This window comes from Pantoea sp. Fr-CA_6, assembly GCF_024520895.1.
GTDB classification, from domain to species: domain Bacteria; phylum Pseudomonadota; class Gammaproteobacteria; order Enterobacterales; family Enterobacteriaceae; genus Pantoea; species Pantoea agglomerans.
In genome coordinates, this window is the sequence record NZ_JALNPO010000011.1 from 23108 (window position 1) to 38745 (window position 15638).

Annotated in this window: 15 protein-coding genes; 8 read left to right on the forward strand and 7 right to left on the reverse strand. The window is 55.2% G+C overall.

Going from position 1 to position 15638, the window contains the following annotated elements; translation table 11 throughout:
- The 7 genes from ftsQ (at nucleotide 1) to mutT (ending at nucleotide 8478) form a co-directional block, all read left to right on the forward strand.
- Complete coding sequence (gene ftsQ / locus NR201_RS17575) at nucleotides 1-840, forward strand: cell division protein FtsQ (RefSeq protein ID WP_010253887.1); 840 nt, start codon at nucleotides 1-3, stop codon at nucleotides 838-840.
- The gene (ftsA, locus tag NR201_RS17580; protein WP_010253890.1) at nucleotides 837-2093 is read left to right on the forward strand and encodes a cell division protein FtsA; all 1257 of its coding nucleotides are present in this window, start codon (nucleotides 837-839) and stop codon (nucleotides 2091-2093) included. The genes ftsQ and ftsA overlap by 4 nt, the downstream gene beginning before the upstream one ends.
- A gap of 71 nt (nucleotides 2094-2164) precedes the next feature.
- Nucleotides 2165-3319 carry a cell division protein FtsZ gene (gene ftsZ, locus NR201_RS17585; RefSeq protein ID WP_010253892.1) on the forward strand — a complete coding sequence of 385 codons (1155 nt, stop codon included), beginning with the start codon at nucleotides 2165-2167 and terminating at the stop codon, nucleotides 3317-3319.
- Between the two features lie 101 nt (nucleotides 3320-3420).
- Nucleotides 3421-4338, forward strand: a complete 918-nt coding sequence (lpxC, locus tag NR201_RS17590; protein ID WP_010253894.1) for a UDP-3-O-acyl-N-acetylglucosamine deacetylase — start codon at nucleotides 3421-3423, stop codon at nucleotides 4336-4338.
- Between the two features lie 300 nt (nucleotides 4339-4638).
- Nucleotides 4639-5145 carry a secA translation cis-regulator SecM gene (gene secM / locus NR201_RS17595; protein ID WP_231113919.1) on the forward strand — a complete coding sequence of 169 codons (507 nt, stop codon included), beginning with the start codon at nucleotides 4639-4641 and terminating at the stop codon, nucleotides 5143-5145.
- A 74-nt stretch (nucleotides 5146-5219) separates the two neighbouring features.
- Entirely contained in the window at nucleotides 5220-7928 is a 2709-nt protein-coding gene (gene secA, locus NR201_RS17600) for a preprotein translocase subunit SecA (protein WP_010671827.1), read from the forward strand.
- A 154-nt stretch (nucleotides 7929-8082) separates the two neighbouring features.
- Nucleotides 8083-8478 carry an 8-oxo-dGTP diphosphatase MutT gene (gene mutT / locus NR201_RS17605; protein WP_010253900.1) on the forward strand — a complete coding sequence of 132 codons (396 nt, stop codon included), beginning with the start codon at nucleotides 8083-8085 and terminating at the stop codon, nucleotides 8476-8478.
- 35 nt (nucleotides 8479-8513) lie between these two features.
- Here mutT and yacG read toward each other — a convergent pair whose 3' ends face one another.
- The 3 genes from yacG to coaE are packed head-to-tail and all read right to left on the reverse strand — an operon-like array spanning nucleotide 8514 to nucleotide 10076.
- Complete coding sequence (gene yacG, locus NR201_RS17610) at nucleotides 8514-8711, reverse strand: DNA gyrase inhibitor YacG (protein ID WP_010253903.1); 198 nt, start codon at nucleotides 8709-8711, stop codon at nucleotides 8514-8516.
- An 8-nt stretch (nucleotides 8712-8719) separates the two neighbouring features.
- Nucleotides 8720-9463, reverse strand: a complete 744-nt coding sequence (zapD, locus tag NR201_RS17615; protein WP_033756556.1) for a cell division protein ZapD — start codon at nucleotides 9461-9463, stop codon at nucleotides 8720-8722.
- A gap of 4 nt (nucleotides 9464-9467) precedes the next feature.
- Complete coding sequence (gene coaE / locus NR201_RS17620; RefSeq protein WP_172608967.1) at nucleotides 9468-10076, reverse strand: dephospho-CoA kinase; 609 nt, start codon at nucleotides 10074-10076, stop codon at nucleotides 9468-9470.
- A 234-nt stretch (nucleotides 10077-10310) separates the two neighbouring features.
- Between coaE and NR201_RS17625 the strand changes: the two genes are divergently transcribed.
- Entirely contained in the window at nucleotides 10311-11351 is a 1041-nt protein-coding gene (locus NR201_RS17625; RefSeq protein WP_256850036.1) for a GMP reductase, read from the forward strand.
- A gap of 25 nt (nucleotides 11352-11376) precedes the next feature.
- On the opposite strand, the gene hofC is transcribed toward NR201_RS17625, so the two are convergent.
- From hofC to nadC, 4 genes are all read right to left on the reverse strand, one after another.
- Entirely contained in the window at nucleotides 11377-12576 is a 1200-nt protein-coding gene (gene hofC / locus NR201_RS17630; RefSeq protein WP_256850037.1) for a protein transport protein HofC, read from the reverse strand.
- On the reverse strand, nucleotides 12569-13954 hold the full coding sequence (gspE, locus tag NR201_RS17635) for a type II secretion system protein GspE (RefSeq protein WP_010253919.1): 1386 nt from the start codon (nucleotides 13952-13954) through the stop codon (nucleotides 12569-12571). The genes hofC and gspE overlap by 8 nt, the downstream gene beginning before the upstream one ends.
- Entirely contained in the window at nucleotides 13941-14396 is a 456-nt protein-coding gene (gene ppdD / locus NR201_RS17640) for a prepilin peptidase-dependent pilin (RefSeq protein WP_033767922.1), read from the reverse strand. The genes gspE and ppdD overlap by 14 nt, the downstream gene beginning before the upstream one ends.
- Nucleotides 14397-14570: 174 nt before the next feature.
- Nucleotides 14571-15467, reverse strand: coding sequence for a carboxylating nicotinate-nucleotide diphosphorylase (nadC, locus tag NR201_RS17645; RefSeq protein WP_256850038.1), 897 nt, complete (start codon nucleotides 15465-15467; stop codon nucleotides 14571-14573).
- Nucleotides 15468-15638 lie beyond the last annotated feature (171 nt).

Sequence of the window (15638 nt, forward strand, 5' to 3'; positions counted from 1 at the left end):
ATGTCACAGGCGGCGATGAGAGTTCGAAACCGTGAACCGCAGGAGCGTATTCGCACCGGGCGCAGTAACGGTGCCCGACTGTTCGGCATTATTTTTCTGCTGATCGTCATCGGGATTATGGTTGCCGGCGGGCTGGTGGTACTGAAGTGGATGAACGATGCGTCCCGGCTGCCATTGTCAAAACTGGTGGTGACAGGACAGACGCACTACACCACACACGATGATATTCGTCAGGCGATTTTGTCGCTGGGTCCGCCTGGTACGTTTATGTCTCAGGACGTGGACATCCTGCAGCAGCAGATTGAGCGGCTGCCCTGGATTAAGCAGGTCAGCGTACGTAAGCAGTGGCCGGACGAACTGAAGATCCACCTTGTGGAGTACACACCGGTGGCGCGCTGGAACGATTTGCACATGGTGGATGCTGAGGGTGTCTCCTTCAGCGTACCCGCCAGTCATGTCGGCAAAGAGACAATGCCGATGTTGTACGGGCCGGAAGGGAGTGAGAAAGAGGTCCTGGCGGGCTATCACAGCATGGATGATGTGCTGAAAGCCCGGAAGTTTACTCTGAAGGTGGCGTCGATGACGGCGCGGCGTTCATGGCAGCTGGTCACCAGCGACGATGTTCGTATCGAACTGGGCCGCAGCGACACCATGAAACGACTGAATCGCTTTATTGAGCTCTACCCGGTGCTGCAACAGCAAGGTCAGAACGAGAGCAAACGTATCAGCTACGTGGATTTACGATACGACTCTGGCGCTTCTGTTGGCTGGACACCGATCGTGATGGAGCCACAGGACAGTAATCAGCAACAGAACCAGGCACAGGCTAAACAACAATGATCAAGGCAACGGACAGAAAACTGGTAGTTGGACTCGAAATCGGCACTGCGAAGGTTGCCGCCCTGGTTGGGGAAGTTCTGCCCGATGGTATGGTCAACATTATTGGGGTGGGCAGCTGCCCTTCCCGCGGTATGGATAAAGGTGGCGTAAACGACCTTGAGTCGGTGGTGAAATGCGTTCAGCGCGCCATCGATCAGGCTGAGCTGATGGCAGACTGCCAGATCTCCTCCGTCTACCTTGCTTTATCGGGCAAACATATTAGTTGTCAGAACGAAATCGGGATGGTTCCGATTTCCGAAGAGGAAGTGACTCAGGATGATGTAGAGAACGTCGTACATACCGCCAAATCGGTGAGAGTACGTGACGAGCATCGCATCCTGCACGTCATTCCTCAGGAATACGCCATCGACTATCAGGAAGGGATTAAAAATCCGGTCGGGCTTTCCGGCGTGCGTATGCAGGCGAAAGTGCATCTGATCACCTGCCACAACGATATGGCGAAGAACATCGTTAAAGCCGTTGAACGTTGCGGGCTGAAAGTGGATCAGCTGATTTTTGCCGGTCTCGCCTCCAGTTTTGCCGTTCTGACTGAAGACGAACGTGAGCTGGGCGTGTGTGTTGTCGATATTGGTGGCGGTACAATGGACATAGCCGTATATACCGGCGGCGCTTTACGGCACACTAAGGTTATTCCGTATGCAGGCAACGTCGTTACCAGCGACATCGCCTATGCGTTTGGCACACCACCAACGGATGCTGAGGCGATCAAAGTGCGCCATGGTTGCGCGCTGGGCTCGATTGTCGGCAAAGACGAGAACGTTGAGGTGCCGAGTGTGGGCGGACGTCCACCACGTAGCCTGCAACGTCAGACGCTGGCTGAAGTGATTGAGCCGCGTTACACCGAACTTTTGAATCTGGTCAATGACGAGATTCTGCAGTTACAGGAACAACTGCGTCAGCAGGGCGTGAAGCATCACTTAGCCGCAGGCATTGTCCTGACCGGTGGTGCAGCGCAAATCGAAGGACTGGCGGCCTGTGCGCAACGCGTATTCCATACGCAGGTGCGTATCGGACAGCCGCTGAATATTACCGGCCTGACTGACTATGCGCAGGAATCGTACTACTCCACTGCCGTGGGACTGTTGCATTACGGCAAAGAGTCGCACATGAACGGTGATGCAGAGACCGAAAAACGGGTCTCAGTAGGTAACTGGTTCAAGCGTATTAACAGTTGGTTAAAAAAAGAGTTTTAATTTTTGTGAAAGGGGATCATGCTGTTTTCTTTAGTGATCTCCAGGCGACAGGCACATAACGGAGAGAAATCATGTTTGAACCTATGGAATTAACCAACGACGCGGTGATTAAAGTCATCGGCGTCGGTGGCGGCGGCGGTAACGCCGTAGAGCACATGGTACGCGAGCGTATCGAAGGTGTGGAATTCTTTGCTGTGAATACCGACGCGCAAGCGCTGCGTAAAACAGCTGTCGGCCAGACCATTCAGATCGGTAATAACATTACCAAAGGTCTGGGTGCGGGTGCGAACCCGGAAGTGGGCCGTAACTCTGCAGAAGAAGATCGCGAAGCACTGCGTTCTGCGCTGGAAGGGGCAGACATGGTCTTCATCGCAGCAGGTATGGGCGGCGGTACCGGTACCGGTGCAGCGCCTGTCGTGGCTGAAGTGGCTAAGGAGCTGGGTATCCTGACGGTGGCGGTTGTCACCAAGCCGTTCAACTTCGAAGGCAAAAAGCGCATGGCGTTTGCCGAGCAGGGGATCGCCGAACTCTCTAAGCATGTCGATTCACTGATCACCATTCCAAACGACAAGCTGCTGAAAGTGCTGGGCCGTGGTATCTCTCTGCTGGATGCGTTTGGTGCAGCTAATGACGTGCTGAAAGGCGCCGTTCAGGGTATCGCTGAGCTGATTACCCGTCCTGGCCTGATGAACGTCGACTTTGCTGACGTGCGTACCGTCATGTCCGAAATGGGCTATGCGATGATGGGTTCAGGCGTCGCGTGCGGTGAAGATCGTGCGGAAGAAGCGGCTGAAATGGCGATCTCCAGCCCACTGCTGGAAGATATCGACCTTTCTGGTGCGCGTGGCGTGCTGGTCAACATTACGGCGGGCTTCGACCTGCGTCTGGATGAGTTCGAGACCGTGGGTAACACTATCCGCGCCTTCGCCTCTGACAACGCGACCGTCGTGATCGGTACTTCACTGGATCCGGAAATGAATGACGAACTGCGCGTCACCGTGGTGGCAACCGGTATCGGCATGGACAAGCGTCCTGAAATCACCCTGGTAACCAACAAGCCAGCCAGTCAGCCAGTGATGGATCATCGCTATCAGCAGCACGGTATGTCACCGCTGCCGCAGGAGCAGAAACCTGCTGCCAAAGTCGTTAACGACCAGGCTGCGCAGTCGAACAAAGAGCCCGATTATCTTGATATTCCGGCCTTTTTACGTAAGCAGGCCGATTAGGATTAACCCTATAATTGGGATTCTCCGCTCTTTGTGCTAAAGTCTCTGTCCGCTGGTAAAGTATACTGGCGGTCGGACAGGTGATATTGCGAGATAATACGATGATCAAACAAAGGACATTAAAACGTATTGTTCAGGCGACTGGTGTCGGTTTACATACCGGCAAAAAAGTCACCCTGACATTACGCCCTGCGTCGGCTAATACCGGGGTCATCTATCGTCGCACCGACTTGAATCCACCGGTAGATTTTCCGGCTGATGCAAAATACGTGCGCGACACCATGCTGAGTACCTGCCTGGTGAATGATGAAGGCGTGCGTATTTCCACGGTTGAACACCTCAATGCCGCCCTGGCGGGTCTGGGTATCGACAACATTATTGTTGAAGTCGATGCGCCAGAAATCCCGATCATGGATGGCAGCGCAGCACCGTTTATCTATCTGCTGATGGATGCGGGTATTGAGCAGCTCAACAGCGCGAAGAAATTTGTGCGTGTTAAGCAGACCGTGCGTGTGGAAGAGGGTGACAAATGGGCCGAGATCAAACCGTTTAACGGCTTCTCACTCGATTTCACCATCGACTTCAAACACCCGGCTATCGATTCCAGCTCACAGCGTTATGCGATGAACTTCTCTGCTGACGCCTTTGTTCGTCAAATCAGCCGGGCGCGTACATTTGGCTTTATGCGTGAAATCGAATATCTGCAGTCTAAAGGCCTGTGCCTGGGCGGTAGCTTAGATTGTGCGATAGGTCTGGATGATTTCCGCGTACTGAATGAAGAAGGCCTGCGTTTTGAGGACGAGTTTGTCCGTCACAAAATGCTGGACGCGATTGGCGACTTGTTTATGTGTGGTCACAACATCATTGGCGCATTCACTGCGTTCAAATCGGGCCACGCGCTGAACAACAAGCTGCTGCAAGCGGTTCTGGCTAAGCAGGAAGCCTGGGAATGGGCAACCTTCGAAGACGAAGCTGAACTGCCGCTGGCATTCAAAGCACCGAATCTGGTTCTGGCTTAATTACCCCGGAACGTGAAACGGCTGGTTATGCTGACACCCTCTCCGGTCAGCGGCGCCAGCCGTTTTTTATTGCCTCTCATCACACGCCTGATGACTGCGACCTCGCTCGCAAAGCGTTGTCTGTTCTGCTGATTTGCTGAACAATCACACGCGTTTTCTCTCGCCATCACTTTAATCCCAGGTGTGGATGCCCCACATTAATGATACTATCTGTGGCGCTTTTACAGGCCGAAATCCGTTGCGGCTCGCGGCGGGTACCAGAAAACAAGAGCGCAACAGAGCATGCGCGATGGAAAGGTTGTGATCGGGATTCTTCTGCGCTGGCGACAATTAGGTAGACGCTACTTCTGGCCTCATCTCCTGTTAGGGATGGTAGCGGCCAGCTTTGGCCTGCCAGCCTGTGCGCAAAGCTCCGAACTCAACGCCTCGTCTGAATCTCCGGCCAGCAGTCTCTTTCTTGGCAATGCCACACGCTTTGATCACCTGATCCGGCTGCAGGAAGCGTCCCGACGCCCGAGCTTCAGCGTGGATTACTGGCATCAGCACGCCATCCGTACCGTTATTCGTCATCTTTCTTTCACGCTGGCGCCCCAGGCGCAGGCGGAGCAACAGGCATTACCGCTGGCGGCACAAAAGCTGGCGCTGATCGACTCACTGCATAGTTTACTGACATCACATTCTGCGCTGCACACTGCACCGCAGCAGATCTCTACGCCGCCTCTTTTCACGGCCGTTACCCGTTCATGGGTAGAGTGGCATGCCAGCGTGCATGGCATTCGCGCCGGACCTGCCCGATTGTTCTGCTAATATTTTTGGTTTTATTCACTCTGTTAAGATTTCGCAGTCCGGAATGCTCCGGCTGAATTGAGAATATATTTACTATGTTAAGCAAAATTTTAACCAAGGTTTTTGGTAGCAGTAACGATCGTACCCTGCGTCGTATGCGTAAAGTGGTGGACGTCATCAATAAGATGGAGCCCGATTTTGAGAAGCTCTCTGATGATGAACTGAAAGCGAAAACTGACCTGTTCCGCGAACGCCTGAAAAAAGGTGAATCGCTGGAAAGCCTGATCCCGGAAGCGTTCGCAACCGTGCGTGAAGCGAGTAAACGCGTGTTCGGGATGCGTCACTTCGACGTGCAGCTGATCGGCGGTATGGTGCTGAACGATCGCTGCATTGCTGAGATGCGAACCGGTGAAGGTAAAACGCTGACCGCAACGCTGCCAGCCTACCTGAACGCGCTGTCCGGCAAAGGCGTTCACGTGGTTACCGTCAACGACTATCTGGCACAGCGTGATGCGGAAAATAACCGTCCGCTGTTTGAGTTCCTGGGTTTAACTATTGGTATCAACATGTCGGGCCTGCCGGCGGTGGCAAAGCGTGAAGCTTACGCAGCAGACATCACCTACGGCACCAACAACGAATATGGCTTCGACTACCTGCGCGACAACATGGCTTTCAGCCCGGAAGAGCGTGTACAGCGTAAACTGCACTATGCGCTGGTGGATGAGGTCGACTCCATCCTGATCGATGAAGCGCGTACACCGCTGATCATCTCTGGTCCGGCAGAAGACAGTTCTGAGCTTTACACCAAAGTGAACAAGATCATCCCTCATCTGGTTCGCCAGGATAAAGAAGATACCGAAACCCATCAGGGTGAAGGCGACTTCTGGGTCGATGAAAAAGCGCGTCAGGCTCACATGTCTGAGCGCGGTCTGGTCAAAGTGGAAGAGTTGCTGGTCAGCGAGGGCATCATGGAAGCGGGCGAGTCACTCTACTCTCCGACCAACATCATGCTGATGCACCACGTCACTGCGGCGCTGCGTGCGCACGCACTCTTTACCCGCGATGTTGATTACATCGTGAAAGATGGCGAAGTGGTGATTGTTGATGAACACACCGGCCGTACCATGCAGGGCCGTCGCTGGTCTGATGGTCTGCATCAGGCGATTGAAGCGAAAGAAGGCGTTGAGATCCAGAACGAGAACCAGACGCTGGCCTCTATCACCTTCCAGAACTACTTCCGTATTTACGAGAAGCTGGCCGGTATGACAGGTACCGCAGATACCGAAGCATTTGAATTCAGCTCCATTTATAAGCTCGACACCATTGTCGTGCCGACCAACCGTCCGATGGTGCGTAAAGATCTGGCTGACCTGGTCTACATGACCGAGAAAGAGAAGATCGATGCCATTATCGAAGATATCCGTGAGCGCACCGCCAATGGTCAGCCGGTGCTGGTGGGAACCATCTCGATTGAGAAATCAGAAGTGGTCTCTAACGAACTGACCCGTGCCGGTATCAAACATAACGTCCTGAACGCCAAATTCCACGCCCGCGAAGCGGATATCGTGGCGCAGGCTGGTCAGCCGGGTGCGGTCACTATCGCCACCAACATGGCCGGACGTGGTACGGATATTATGCTGGGCGGCAGCTGGCACGCTGAAGTGGCTGAACTGGAAGAGCCAACTGAAGCGCAAATCGAAGAGATTAAAGCGGCATGGCAGATTCGTCATGATGCGGTACTGGCGTCAGGTGGCTTGCACATCGTCGGTACAGAGCGTCACGAATCGCGTCGTATCGACAACCAGCTGCGTGGTCGTGCAGGTCGTCAGGGTGACGCCGGTTCTTCTCGCTTCTACCTGTCGATGGAAGATGCGCTGATGCGTATTTTTGCCTCAGACCGCGTCTCGAATATGATGCGTAAACTGGGCATGAAGCCAGGCGAAGCGATTGAGCATCCGTGGGTCACCAAAGCGATTGCCAATGCCCAGCGCAAAGTTGAAAGCCGTAACTTCGATATTCGTAAGCAGCTGCTGGAATATGATGATGTGGCTAATGACCAGCGTCGCGCCATCTACAGTCAGCGTAACGAGCTGCTGGATGTGTCTGACGTTAGCGAAACCATCAACAGCATTCGCCACGACGTCTACAAAGTCACCATCGATACTTACATTCCGCCGCAGTCGCTGGAGGAGATGTGGGACGTGCCAGGCCTGGAAGAGCGTCTGCGCACTGACTTCGATCTGAACCTGCCGATTGCAGAGTGGCTGGATAAAGAGCCTGACCTGCATGAAGAAGTGCTGCGTGAGCGCATCATGACCCATGCTATGGAAAGCTACGCTGAGAAAGAAGAGATCGTTGGCGCAGAGATGATGCGCAACTTCGAAAAAGGCGTGATGCTTCAGACGCTGGATTCGCTGTGGAAAGAGCATCTGGCCGCGATGGACTATCTGCGTCAGGGCATCCATCTGCGCGGCTATGCGCAGAAAGATCCGAAGCAGGAGTACAAGCGTGAATCCTTCGCCATGTTTGCCGCGATGCTTGAATCACTGAAATATGAAGTGATCAGTACGCTGAGCAAAGTGCAGGTGCGCATGCCAGAGGAAGTTGAAGCGATGGAGCAACAACGTCGCGAAGAAGCTGAACGTCTGGCACAGCAACAGCAACTGAGCCATGTTGAAGAGGATCTGCTGGCAGCCGCAGAGCCTGTGGCGGAGCAGAGTGGTGAACGCAAAGTCGGCCGCAACGATCCCTGCCCATGTGGTTCCGGTAAAAAGTACAAGCAGTGTCATGGCCGCATCGCCTGAGACTGAATGCTAATAAAAAAGGAGCCGCTGGCTCCTTTTTTTATGGTCTCTGCCACCCAGGCAACAGCGACTCCGCTGAGCTAAAGCGGTTAACATCCGCTACGGCATGCTCTAAAATCAGGCTTCATTCACCCATTACTACCGGATAGTCTTCATGAAGCACCTGCAGGTTGCAGTTGGCATCATTCGCAATGCCAGTAAACAAATTTTCCTTGCCCAGCGCGCGGCGACCTCTTACATGGCGAACAAGTGGGAGTTTCCTGGCGGTAAGATTGAAGCGGGCGAAAGCGCCGAACAGGGATTGATAAGGGAACTTCAGGAAGAGACCGGGATTGAGGTCACCGAGGCACGCCCGATTGGTCATGCAGACCACAGTTATGACGATCTGCGCGTGACGCTGCATTTCTTTCTGGTTGAAGGGTGGAAAGGAGAGCCGTGGGGCAAAGAGGGTCAGCCGCAGCGTTGGGTTGATCAGCATGCGCTGGTCGCGGAGGAGTTTCCGCCCGCGAATCATCAGCTGATTGCGCGTCTGATCGCCGGCGAACTCTGAGCGGATGGGGCTGCGCGCCCCATCCGGTTCGGCTGTCAGCGATCTTCTTCACTCCAGTTGTCACTGTCGTTCATATCGTCGCGGCTGGGAATGCGTTTCTCTTCTGCGGCCCACTCACCTAAATCAATGAGCTGGCAGCGCTTACTGCAAAAGGGGCGCCACGGGCTGAGTTCATCCCAGATCACATCTTTGCCGCACTGCGGACAGGCAACGGTCATCACTTCTTGCTGCATTTTTACCTCTAACAACAGGCCAGTTGAAAATTAAGGCGGGCCGGAACTTCACCACGCTCACTATCAAGCGGCATAAAACGAATGGCGTAGCGGCTTTTATGTCCGGACACCTGTGGATAGAGCGCATCCTCCAGCGACAACTGCAGTCGCAACAGATCGGCGCCTTCGGCATTATCCTGATAAAAACCATTAAGGCTGGTCTGCACATGAAACGCGCCGGACTGGCGGATCAGATCCAGTATCATCGCCAGCGCATGATGCAGTGGCTCCAGCGTCAGCATCCAGGCTTCGACCTGCGCATCGCGTGCTTCCTGTGGCAGATGGAGCCAGATGTGCAGGCCTGGCAAATCAAAGCTGCAGCATCCACCAGGGATGCTCAGGCGCTGCCGCACCAGGGCAATCAGACGGTCCTCGCGGAGTTGCTGGCCCATACGTGGGGCATTCATTAACTGCGTCGACTGAATTTTGAGTTTATCGCGCAGGGCATTAACCAGCGTCATATCAACACCTGGCACATCAGCCCATGCACGTAACTTTTGCTGCTGACGCTCCAGCTCTTTTAACAATTCAGTACGCATATCGCCACGCTCAAAAATGTCGAGCAGTTCGCTAATCAGGCGAAAAAAGGTCAGCGCATTAACGGTTTTATCCAGTGGGACAATTTCATCTAACTGATTGATCAAAAACTCAACCCGTAACCAGGTTCGCATTTTTTCATTCAGAGGGTGTTCAAACAGAACGGGTGTGCTCATGGTATTAATCCTGTTTCGTTGCCGCCAGCCTGAGATAGCGCTGATGGAGTTCGGCAACCTGCGGCAAGGCGTCGTCGGGCTCGCCACTGTTATCAATAATGTCATCGGCACAGGCGAGGCGCTGCTGGCGCGTCGCCTGTGCGGCAAGAATGCGTTTTGCCTGCGCGACGGAAAGATGATCACGCTGCCGGGTGCGCGCTAACTGCGTTGCCTCATCAACATCCACCACCAGTACCCGATCAGCCTGGTGCTGTAACTGATTTTCCACCAGTAGCGGCACCACCCAGAGCACATAAGGTGTGGTGGCTTCGGCGATCAATTGACGCGTCCGGGCATTAATCAGTGGATGCAGCAGCGCGTTTAACCAGCTTTTCTCTTCCGGCTGCTGAAAAATAATGTCGCGAAGCCGGCTACGATCAAGCTTCCCCTCATCAGTCACTATCGACGAGCCATAGCGCGCCTGAATGGCCTGCAGAGCGGGTGTGCCGGGTTCGACAACTTCACGTGCTATCAGGTCAGCATCAATAATTTCCACGCCAGACGCTGCGAATGCCTGGGCAATCGTACTTTTACCACTGCCGATCCCCCCTGTAAGCGCGACGATATAGGGCATGTTTCTCACCTGACTTCTCTTTTCGACAGGGCTTCAGGGTAATGATCTGTATAAAAAACGCAAAAATGCGCGTCAGATCACACCGATAAACCACAATTAAATTTAACGGATTGTAGCGTAAATAAAGTGAAATTCGCAGTCTTGTCGCGCAGCGAGAGGCGCGTATCATAACGTCACTGGAGCTGTGCTTACTTCGTGAACGACGATTCATTGCCACTTACCAGGACACTGTTTATGCGTATTGAAGAAGATTTAAAACTGGGCTTTAAAGATGTTTTAATCCGCCCCAAACGCTCCACGCTGCAAAGTCGCTCACAGGTTGAGCTGGAACGCAGCTTTACCTTCAGACATTCGGGCCTGAGCTGGAGCGGCGTACCGATTATCGCCGCCAACATGGATACCGTCGGCACATTTTCAATGGCTGAGGCGCTGGCCAGCTTCAATATCCTTACAGCAGTCCATAAGCATTACAGCGTAGATGAGTGGCGCGCATTTATTCAGCGCGTCCCCGCGACGGCATTGAAACATGTGATGGTTTCAACCGGCACCTCGGAGGCCGATCTCAATAAACTGGTCGCGATTATGGCGCTGTCAGACGATCTGCAGTTTATCTGTATCGACGTGGCCAACGGTTACTCTCAGCATTTTGTTGATTTTCTGCAGCGCGCCCGTGAAACCTTCCCGGCTAAAACCATCTGTGCCGGTAACGTGGTAACGGGCGAAATGGTGGAAGAGCTGATTCTCTCTGGCGCGGATATCGTTAAAGTCGGCATTGGCCCGGGTTCGGTCTGTACAACCCGGGTGAAAACCGGCGTGGGCTATCCGCAGCTTTCCGCTGTCATTGAATGTGCCGATGCGGCGCATGGCTTAAGCGGACAGATTGTCAGTGATGGCGGCTGTTCAGTGCCTGGCGATATTGCTAAAGCGTTTGGCGGCGGTGCCGACTTTGTGATGCTGGGTGGCATGCTGGCGGCACATGATGAGTGTGAAGGGCAGGTGGTCGAAGAGAATGGCGAAAGCTTTATGCTGTTTTACGGCATGAGTTCCGAATCGGCGATGAAGCGTCACGTTGGCGGTGTCGCGCAATATCGCGCAGCAGAAGGTAAAACGGTGAAGCTGCCATTGCGTGGCCCGGTTGCTGACACCGCGCGCGATATTCTGGGTGGACTGCGTTCCGCCTGCACCTACGTGGGCGCGGAGCGGCTGAAAGAGCTGACCAAGCGCACCACCTTTATCCGGGTTAATGAGCAGGAAAACCGCGTTTTCAACCGATAGTCATCCGGGGCGCAGCCTGCGCCCCTTAATGCATCGCATCACCCAGCCCGAACACCGGCAGATACATCGCAATCACCAGCGTGCCGACAATGCCGCCGATCACCACCATCATCATCGGTTCCAGCGAAGCAGCCAGTGTGTCAGCGCGCTTTCGGGTTTCTGCCTCATGCCATTCCGCCAGACGAGCCAGCATTAAATCCAGCGCACCCGCCTCTTCGCCGACGCGAACCAGCTGACCGCATAATGGTGTGAACAGCGGATGATGCATCAGCGCCTGATGCAGAGGATTCCCCTGAGCAATGTGCTGCTGCAGTCCGGCCATTGCTTCCCGCCATAGCAATGATGAGAGCGTGACTTCAACGGCTGCCAGTCCCTGTAGCAAAGTTAACCCGGCGCGCTGTGTCAGATTCAGAATGGTATAGATCTGCGTCAGCTGCGTGCCACGCCATAACCCGGAAAGCAGCGGGATGCGCATGAAAATGGCCTGTTCACGGCGCTGCCAGCCCGCAGAGCGTCGTCGTAACTGATGCCAGGCTGCCAGCATCAGCGATACGCCGATGGCTAACACCGTTCCCCACTCCTGAAGCGCGGCAGATAACTGCATTACCGCTGCCGTAAAGGCGGGCAGGGGGGCATCAAAGGAGTCATAGACGGCAACGAACTCTGGCAGCACGAACAGCAGCATGCCGCAGGTGACCGCAATCGCCACCAGCAGAATGAACAGAGGATAACGCAGCGCCTTCGCCACCTGATGCCATAACTGCTGCTGCCGGATCTGCTGCCGGGCCAGTTCACTGCAGCAGGTATCCAGCTGACCGGTCAGTTCGCCCACCTCCATCAGGGCCGGATAGAGTGCCGGAAAAATCTGCGGCCATTCGCGTAAAGCCTGAGAAAAAGGAGCACCGCTGAGTACCCGATGATGCAGGACAAGCATCAGAGCACGCCAGCCTGCATGCGGATGGCCCTCAGCCAGCAAAGCCAGACTCTCTGCCAGCGGCAGTCCCGCTTTGAGCAGGGTTGCCAGCTGACGAATCAGATCGGTTTTGTGCTGCCACTTCCACTCCCTCTGACGCCACACTTTTTCTCGTTTCCAGCTTACCGGCAGAAGATCGCGCTGCGCCAGCATCAGCAGCAGGTTATCACTGTCGATAGCCAGTAGCTGGCCACTGACTAACTGGCCCTGGCTATCGACCGCCTGCCAGCGAAATAAAGACGCATCAGCCATCGTCCAGCCCAATCACCCGTTGCATCTCTTCCAGCGAGGTATCGCCCCGGCTTACCGCTTCCAGGCCGGACACCAGCAGGGTGCGTAATCCCTGCTGTTTCGCCAGACTGAGCAGATTCTCCAGCGGCATTTCGGCAGCGATCGCATTTTGCAGCCTGGCATTGATCGGCAGCAGTTCAAACAGCGCCAGCCGGCCAAAATAGCCGGAAAAACAGTGGTCGCAGCCGGGAGCTCGCCAGGTTTGCAAGGTACCGGGCCAGAGTTCCGCAGGATAGTGCGCCACCGCCTGAGCGGGCTGACGGCAGTGGGGACAGAGGCGTCGAACCAGGCGCTGAGCAACAATCAGTTTCAGCGCCGACCCCAGAAGATAACCGGGAATACCCATCTGTCGTAGCCGGGTCAGGGTCTCGGCGGTGGAGTTGGTGTGCAGCGTCGACAGCACCAGATGCCCGGTCTGTGCCGCTTTAACCGCAATCTCCGCCGTTTCAGCATCGCGGATCTCCCCGACCATGATTACATCCGGATCCTGTCTCAGCAGCGCCCGCAGCACGCGATTAAAATCGAGGCCATTTTTAGCATGGATCTGCGTCTGGTTAATGCCGGGCAGGGGGATCTCAATCGGATCTTCAACGCTGCACAGATTTTTTTCCGGCGTATTCAGGGCACTGAGTCCGCTATAGAGCGTAAACGTCTTGCCGCTGCCGGTTGGCCCGGTGACCAGAATCAGCCCTTGCGGCTGCGCCAGCGCGGCGCAGAACAGGCGCAACTGCGCGGCGGGTAAGCCGAGCTTATCCAGCGACAGCGCCGCGCTTTCACTCTGCAACAGCCGGACCACCGCTTTCTCACCACCGTAGATGGGTAAGGTGGCCAGGCGAAAAGAGGCGGGTTTACCAGCGATCTCCAGACTGAACTGACCATCCTGCGGTAACCGGCGTTCGGCGATATCCAGTCCGCCGAGGATCTTCAGTCGCGCCAGCAGCGCAGCAGGCTGGGTGACGGGCAGGGAAGATAGAGGGTGCAATACGCCATCGATACGCAAACGCACCCGCAGGCCATCACGGCCGGGTTCGATATGGACATCAGAGGCGCGACGCTCCAGCGCCTGACGCAGGATCAGCTGTGTCGCTTCGATCGCTGATTCTGCTGGTGCCTCTTCGCGCGCTACAAGCGGTGTGCCAGCGTGCTGAAGCTGGTCGAGCCGGGCCTGCGGCCAGCACTCGATTTCAATCTGACACTGGCTGGCAAAATGGAGGGCTTCAGCCAGCCCTGGTGGCACGCTCTCCGCGACGGCAACACGCAGCTGGCTGGCATCATGGTGCAAAACCAGGGCACGATAGCGCTGACATAATGCCGCGATCGCCTCATCAGGCTTGCTCATCGCTGGCTCCTTTATCCGCAAAGCGGAACTGCTGCAGGCAATTGTCACGCAGGCTATTGTTGCTGCTGGTGCAGCTGCGTTGCCAGCTGATGCCGCCCTCGGTGCTGTCCCAGAGCGGCAGCATTTCAACGCTCAGCCCATTCAGGCTCTCCTGGCCGGTCAGCGTAATGACCCCGTTGGTCACGCTCAGTGCCGAGACATAGCGCGATCCCCTGGCAGCAGGAATACCCGCTTCTCCGGCCTGGCACTGCATCGGGCCGCCGCGCTCCATGGCGCAAAGCTCAACAGCGGTTTTATAGGGCACCATGGTTTGCAGCATGTCAGTAAGGGCAGCACGCTGCAGATAATTTTGATAAGCGGGCAGGCCGATGGCACTTAAGATTGCCACAATACCTACCACAATCATCAGTTCAACCAGCGTAAATCCACGTTGATAATTCATCACATCGTCTCCGTATTAAGAAGGCGACAGGTTAAAAATCGGGGGCAGTAAAAGACAGGCAGAGATGGGCAAACTGGAAAGCGTGATGTGAACAGATTTCAGACTTACAGCGCAGTCGAAACTGCGCCGGAAGCAGGCTCGCAAAATCGCCGTGCTGAGTGACGGCGAGGCAGGCTATTTTTGTTTAAAGCGCATCGAGAGATCCAGCGCCCGCACATGCTTGGTCAGCGCGCCAACCGAAACATAGTCCACGCCGGTCAGGGCGATCTGTGGCAGGGTAGTTTCGGTGACGTTACCGGAGACCTCCAGCAACGCCCGACCCTGATTAAGTTCGACGGCGGCACGCATCGCTTCCAGGCTGAAGTTATCCAGCATCACGATATCGGCTTCCGCTTCCAGCGCCTGACGTAACTCCTCCAGCGATTCCACCTCAACTTCAACCGGCACATCGGGCTGCAACCATTGCGCTCTTTCCACTGCCTGCCGAATCGAACCGCTGGCAATAATATGGTTCTCTTTGATGAGATAAGCGTCAGAGAGGCCCAGCCGATGGTTGCTGCCACCGCCGCACAACACGGCATATTTCAGCGCAGTCCGCAGTCCGGGCAGGGTTTTACGCGTGTCCAGCAGTTGCGTCTGGCTTCCCACCAGCAGCGCGACATAGCGGCTGACTTCGGTAGCAACGCCTGAGAGCGTCTGCACAAAATTAAGCGCCGTTCGCTCGGCGGTCAGCAGCAGCCGGGCAGGCCCCTCGATTTCAAACAGCAGCTGGTCAGCCTCGATCTGATCACCATCTTCGACATGCCAGATCAGGATCGCGTGTGAGCCGAGCTGAATGAACACCTCTTCAACCCAGCGTTTACCACAGAAAACACCGGCTTCGCGGGTGATGACCTGCGCATCGGCCTGGGTATCGGCGGGTAACAGCTGCGCGGTGATATCGCGGTCAGCGTCGATCTCGCCCCCGAGATCCTCTTTTAACGCCAGCGCAACGCTATCCGGAATGTCACTTTCAATGCGTTTAATCAGCGCCTGACGACGGCTGTCGGGATCATAACCACGGGATGACATAGGCGTTTTACTCCTGAAAGGGGAAATGACAGAGGCGGTCACAATAGCCTGAACCGCCATTCGGTTCCAGCAACTGATAGTATTTTGTTTAGTATCCTTAACACGCAGTGCGTGAATGTCATCAGACCGGCACACTAAGAAGCAAGAATCCTTTATTATTCATGCTATTCT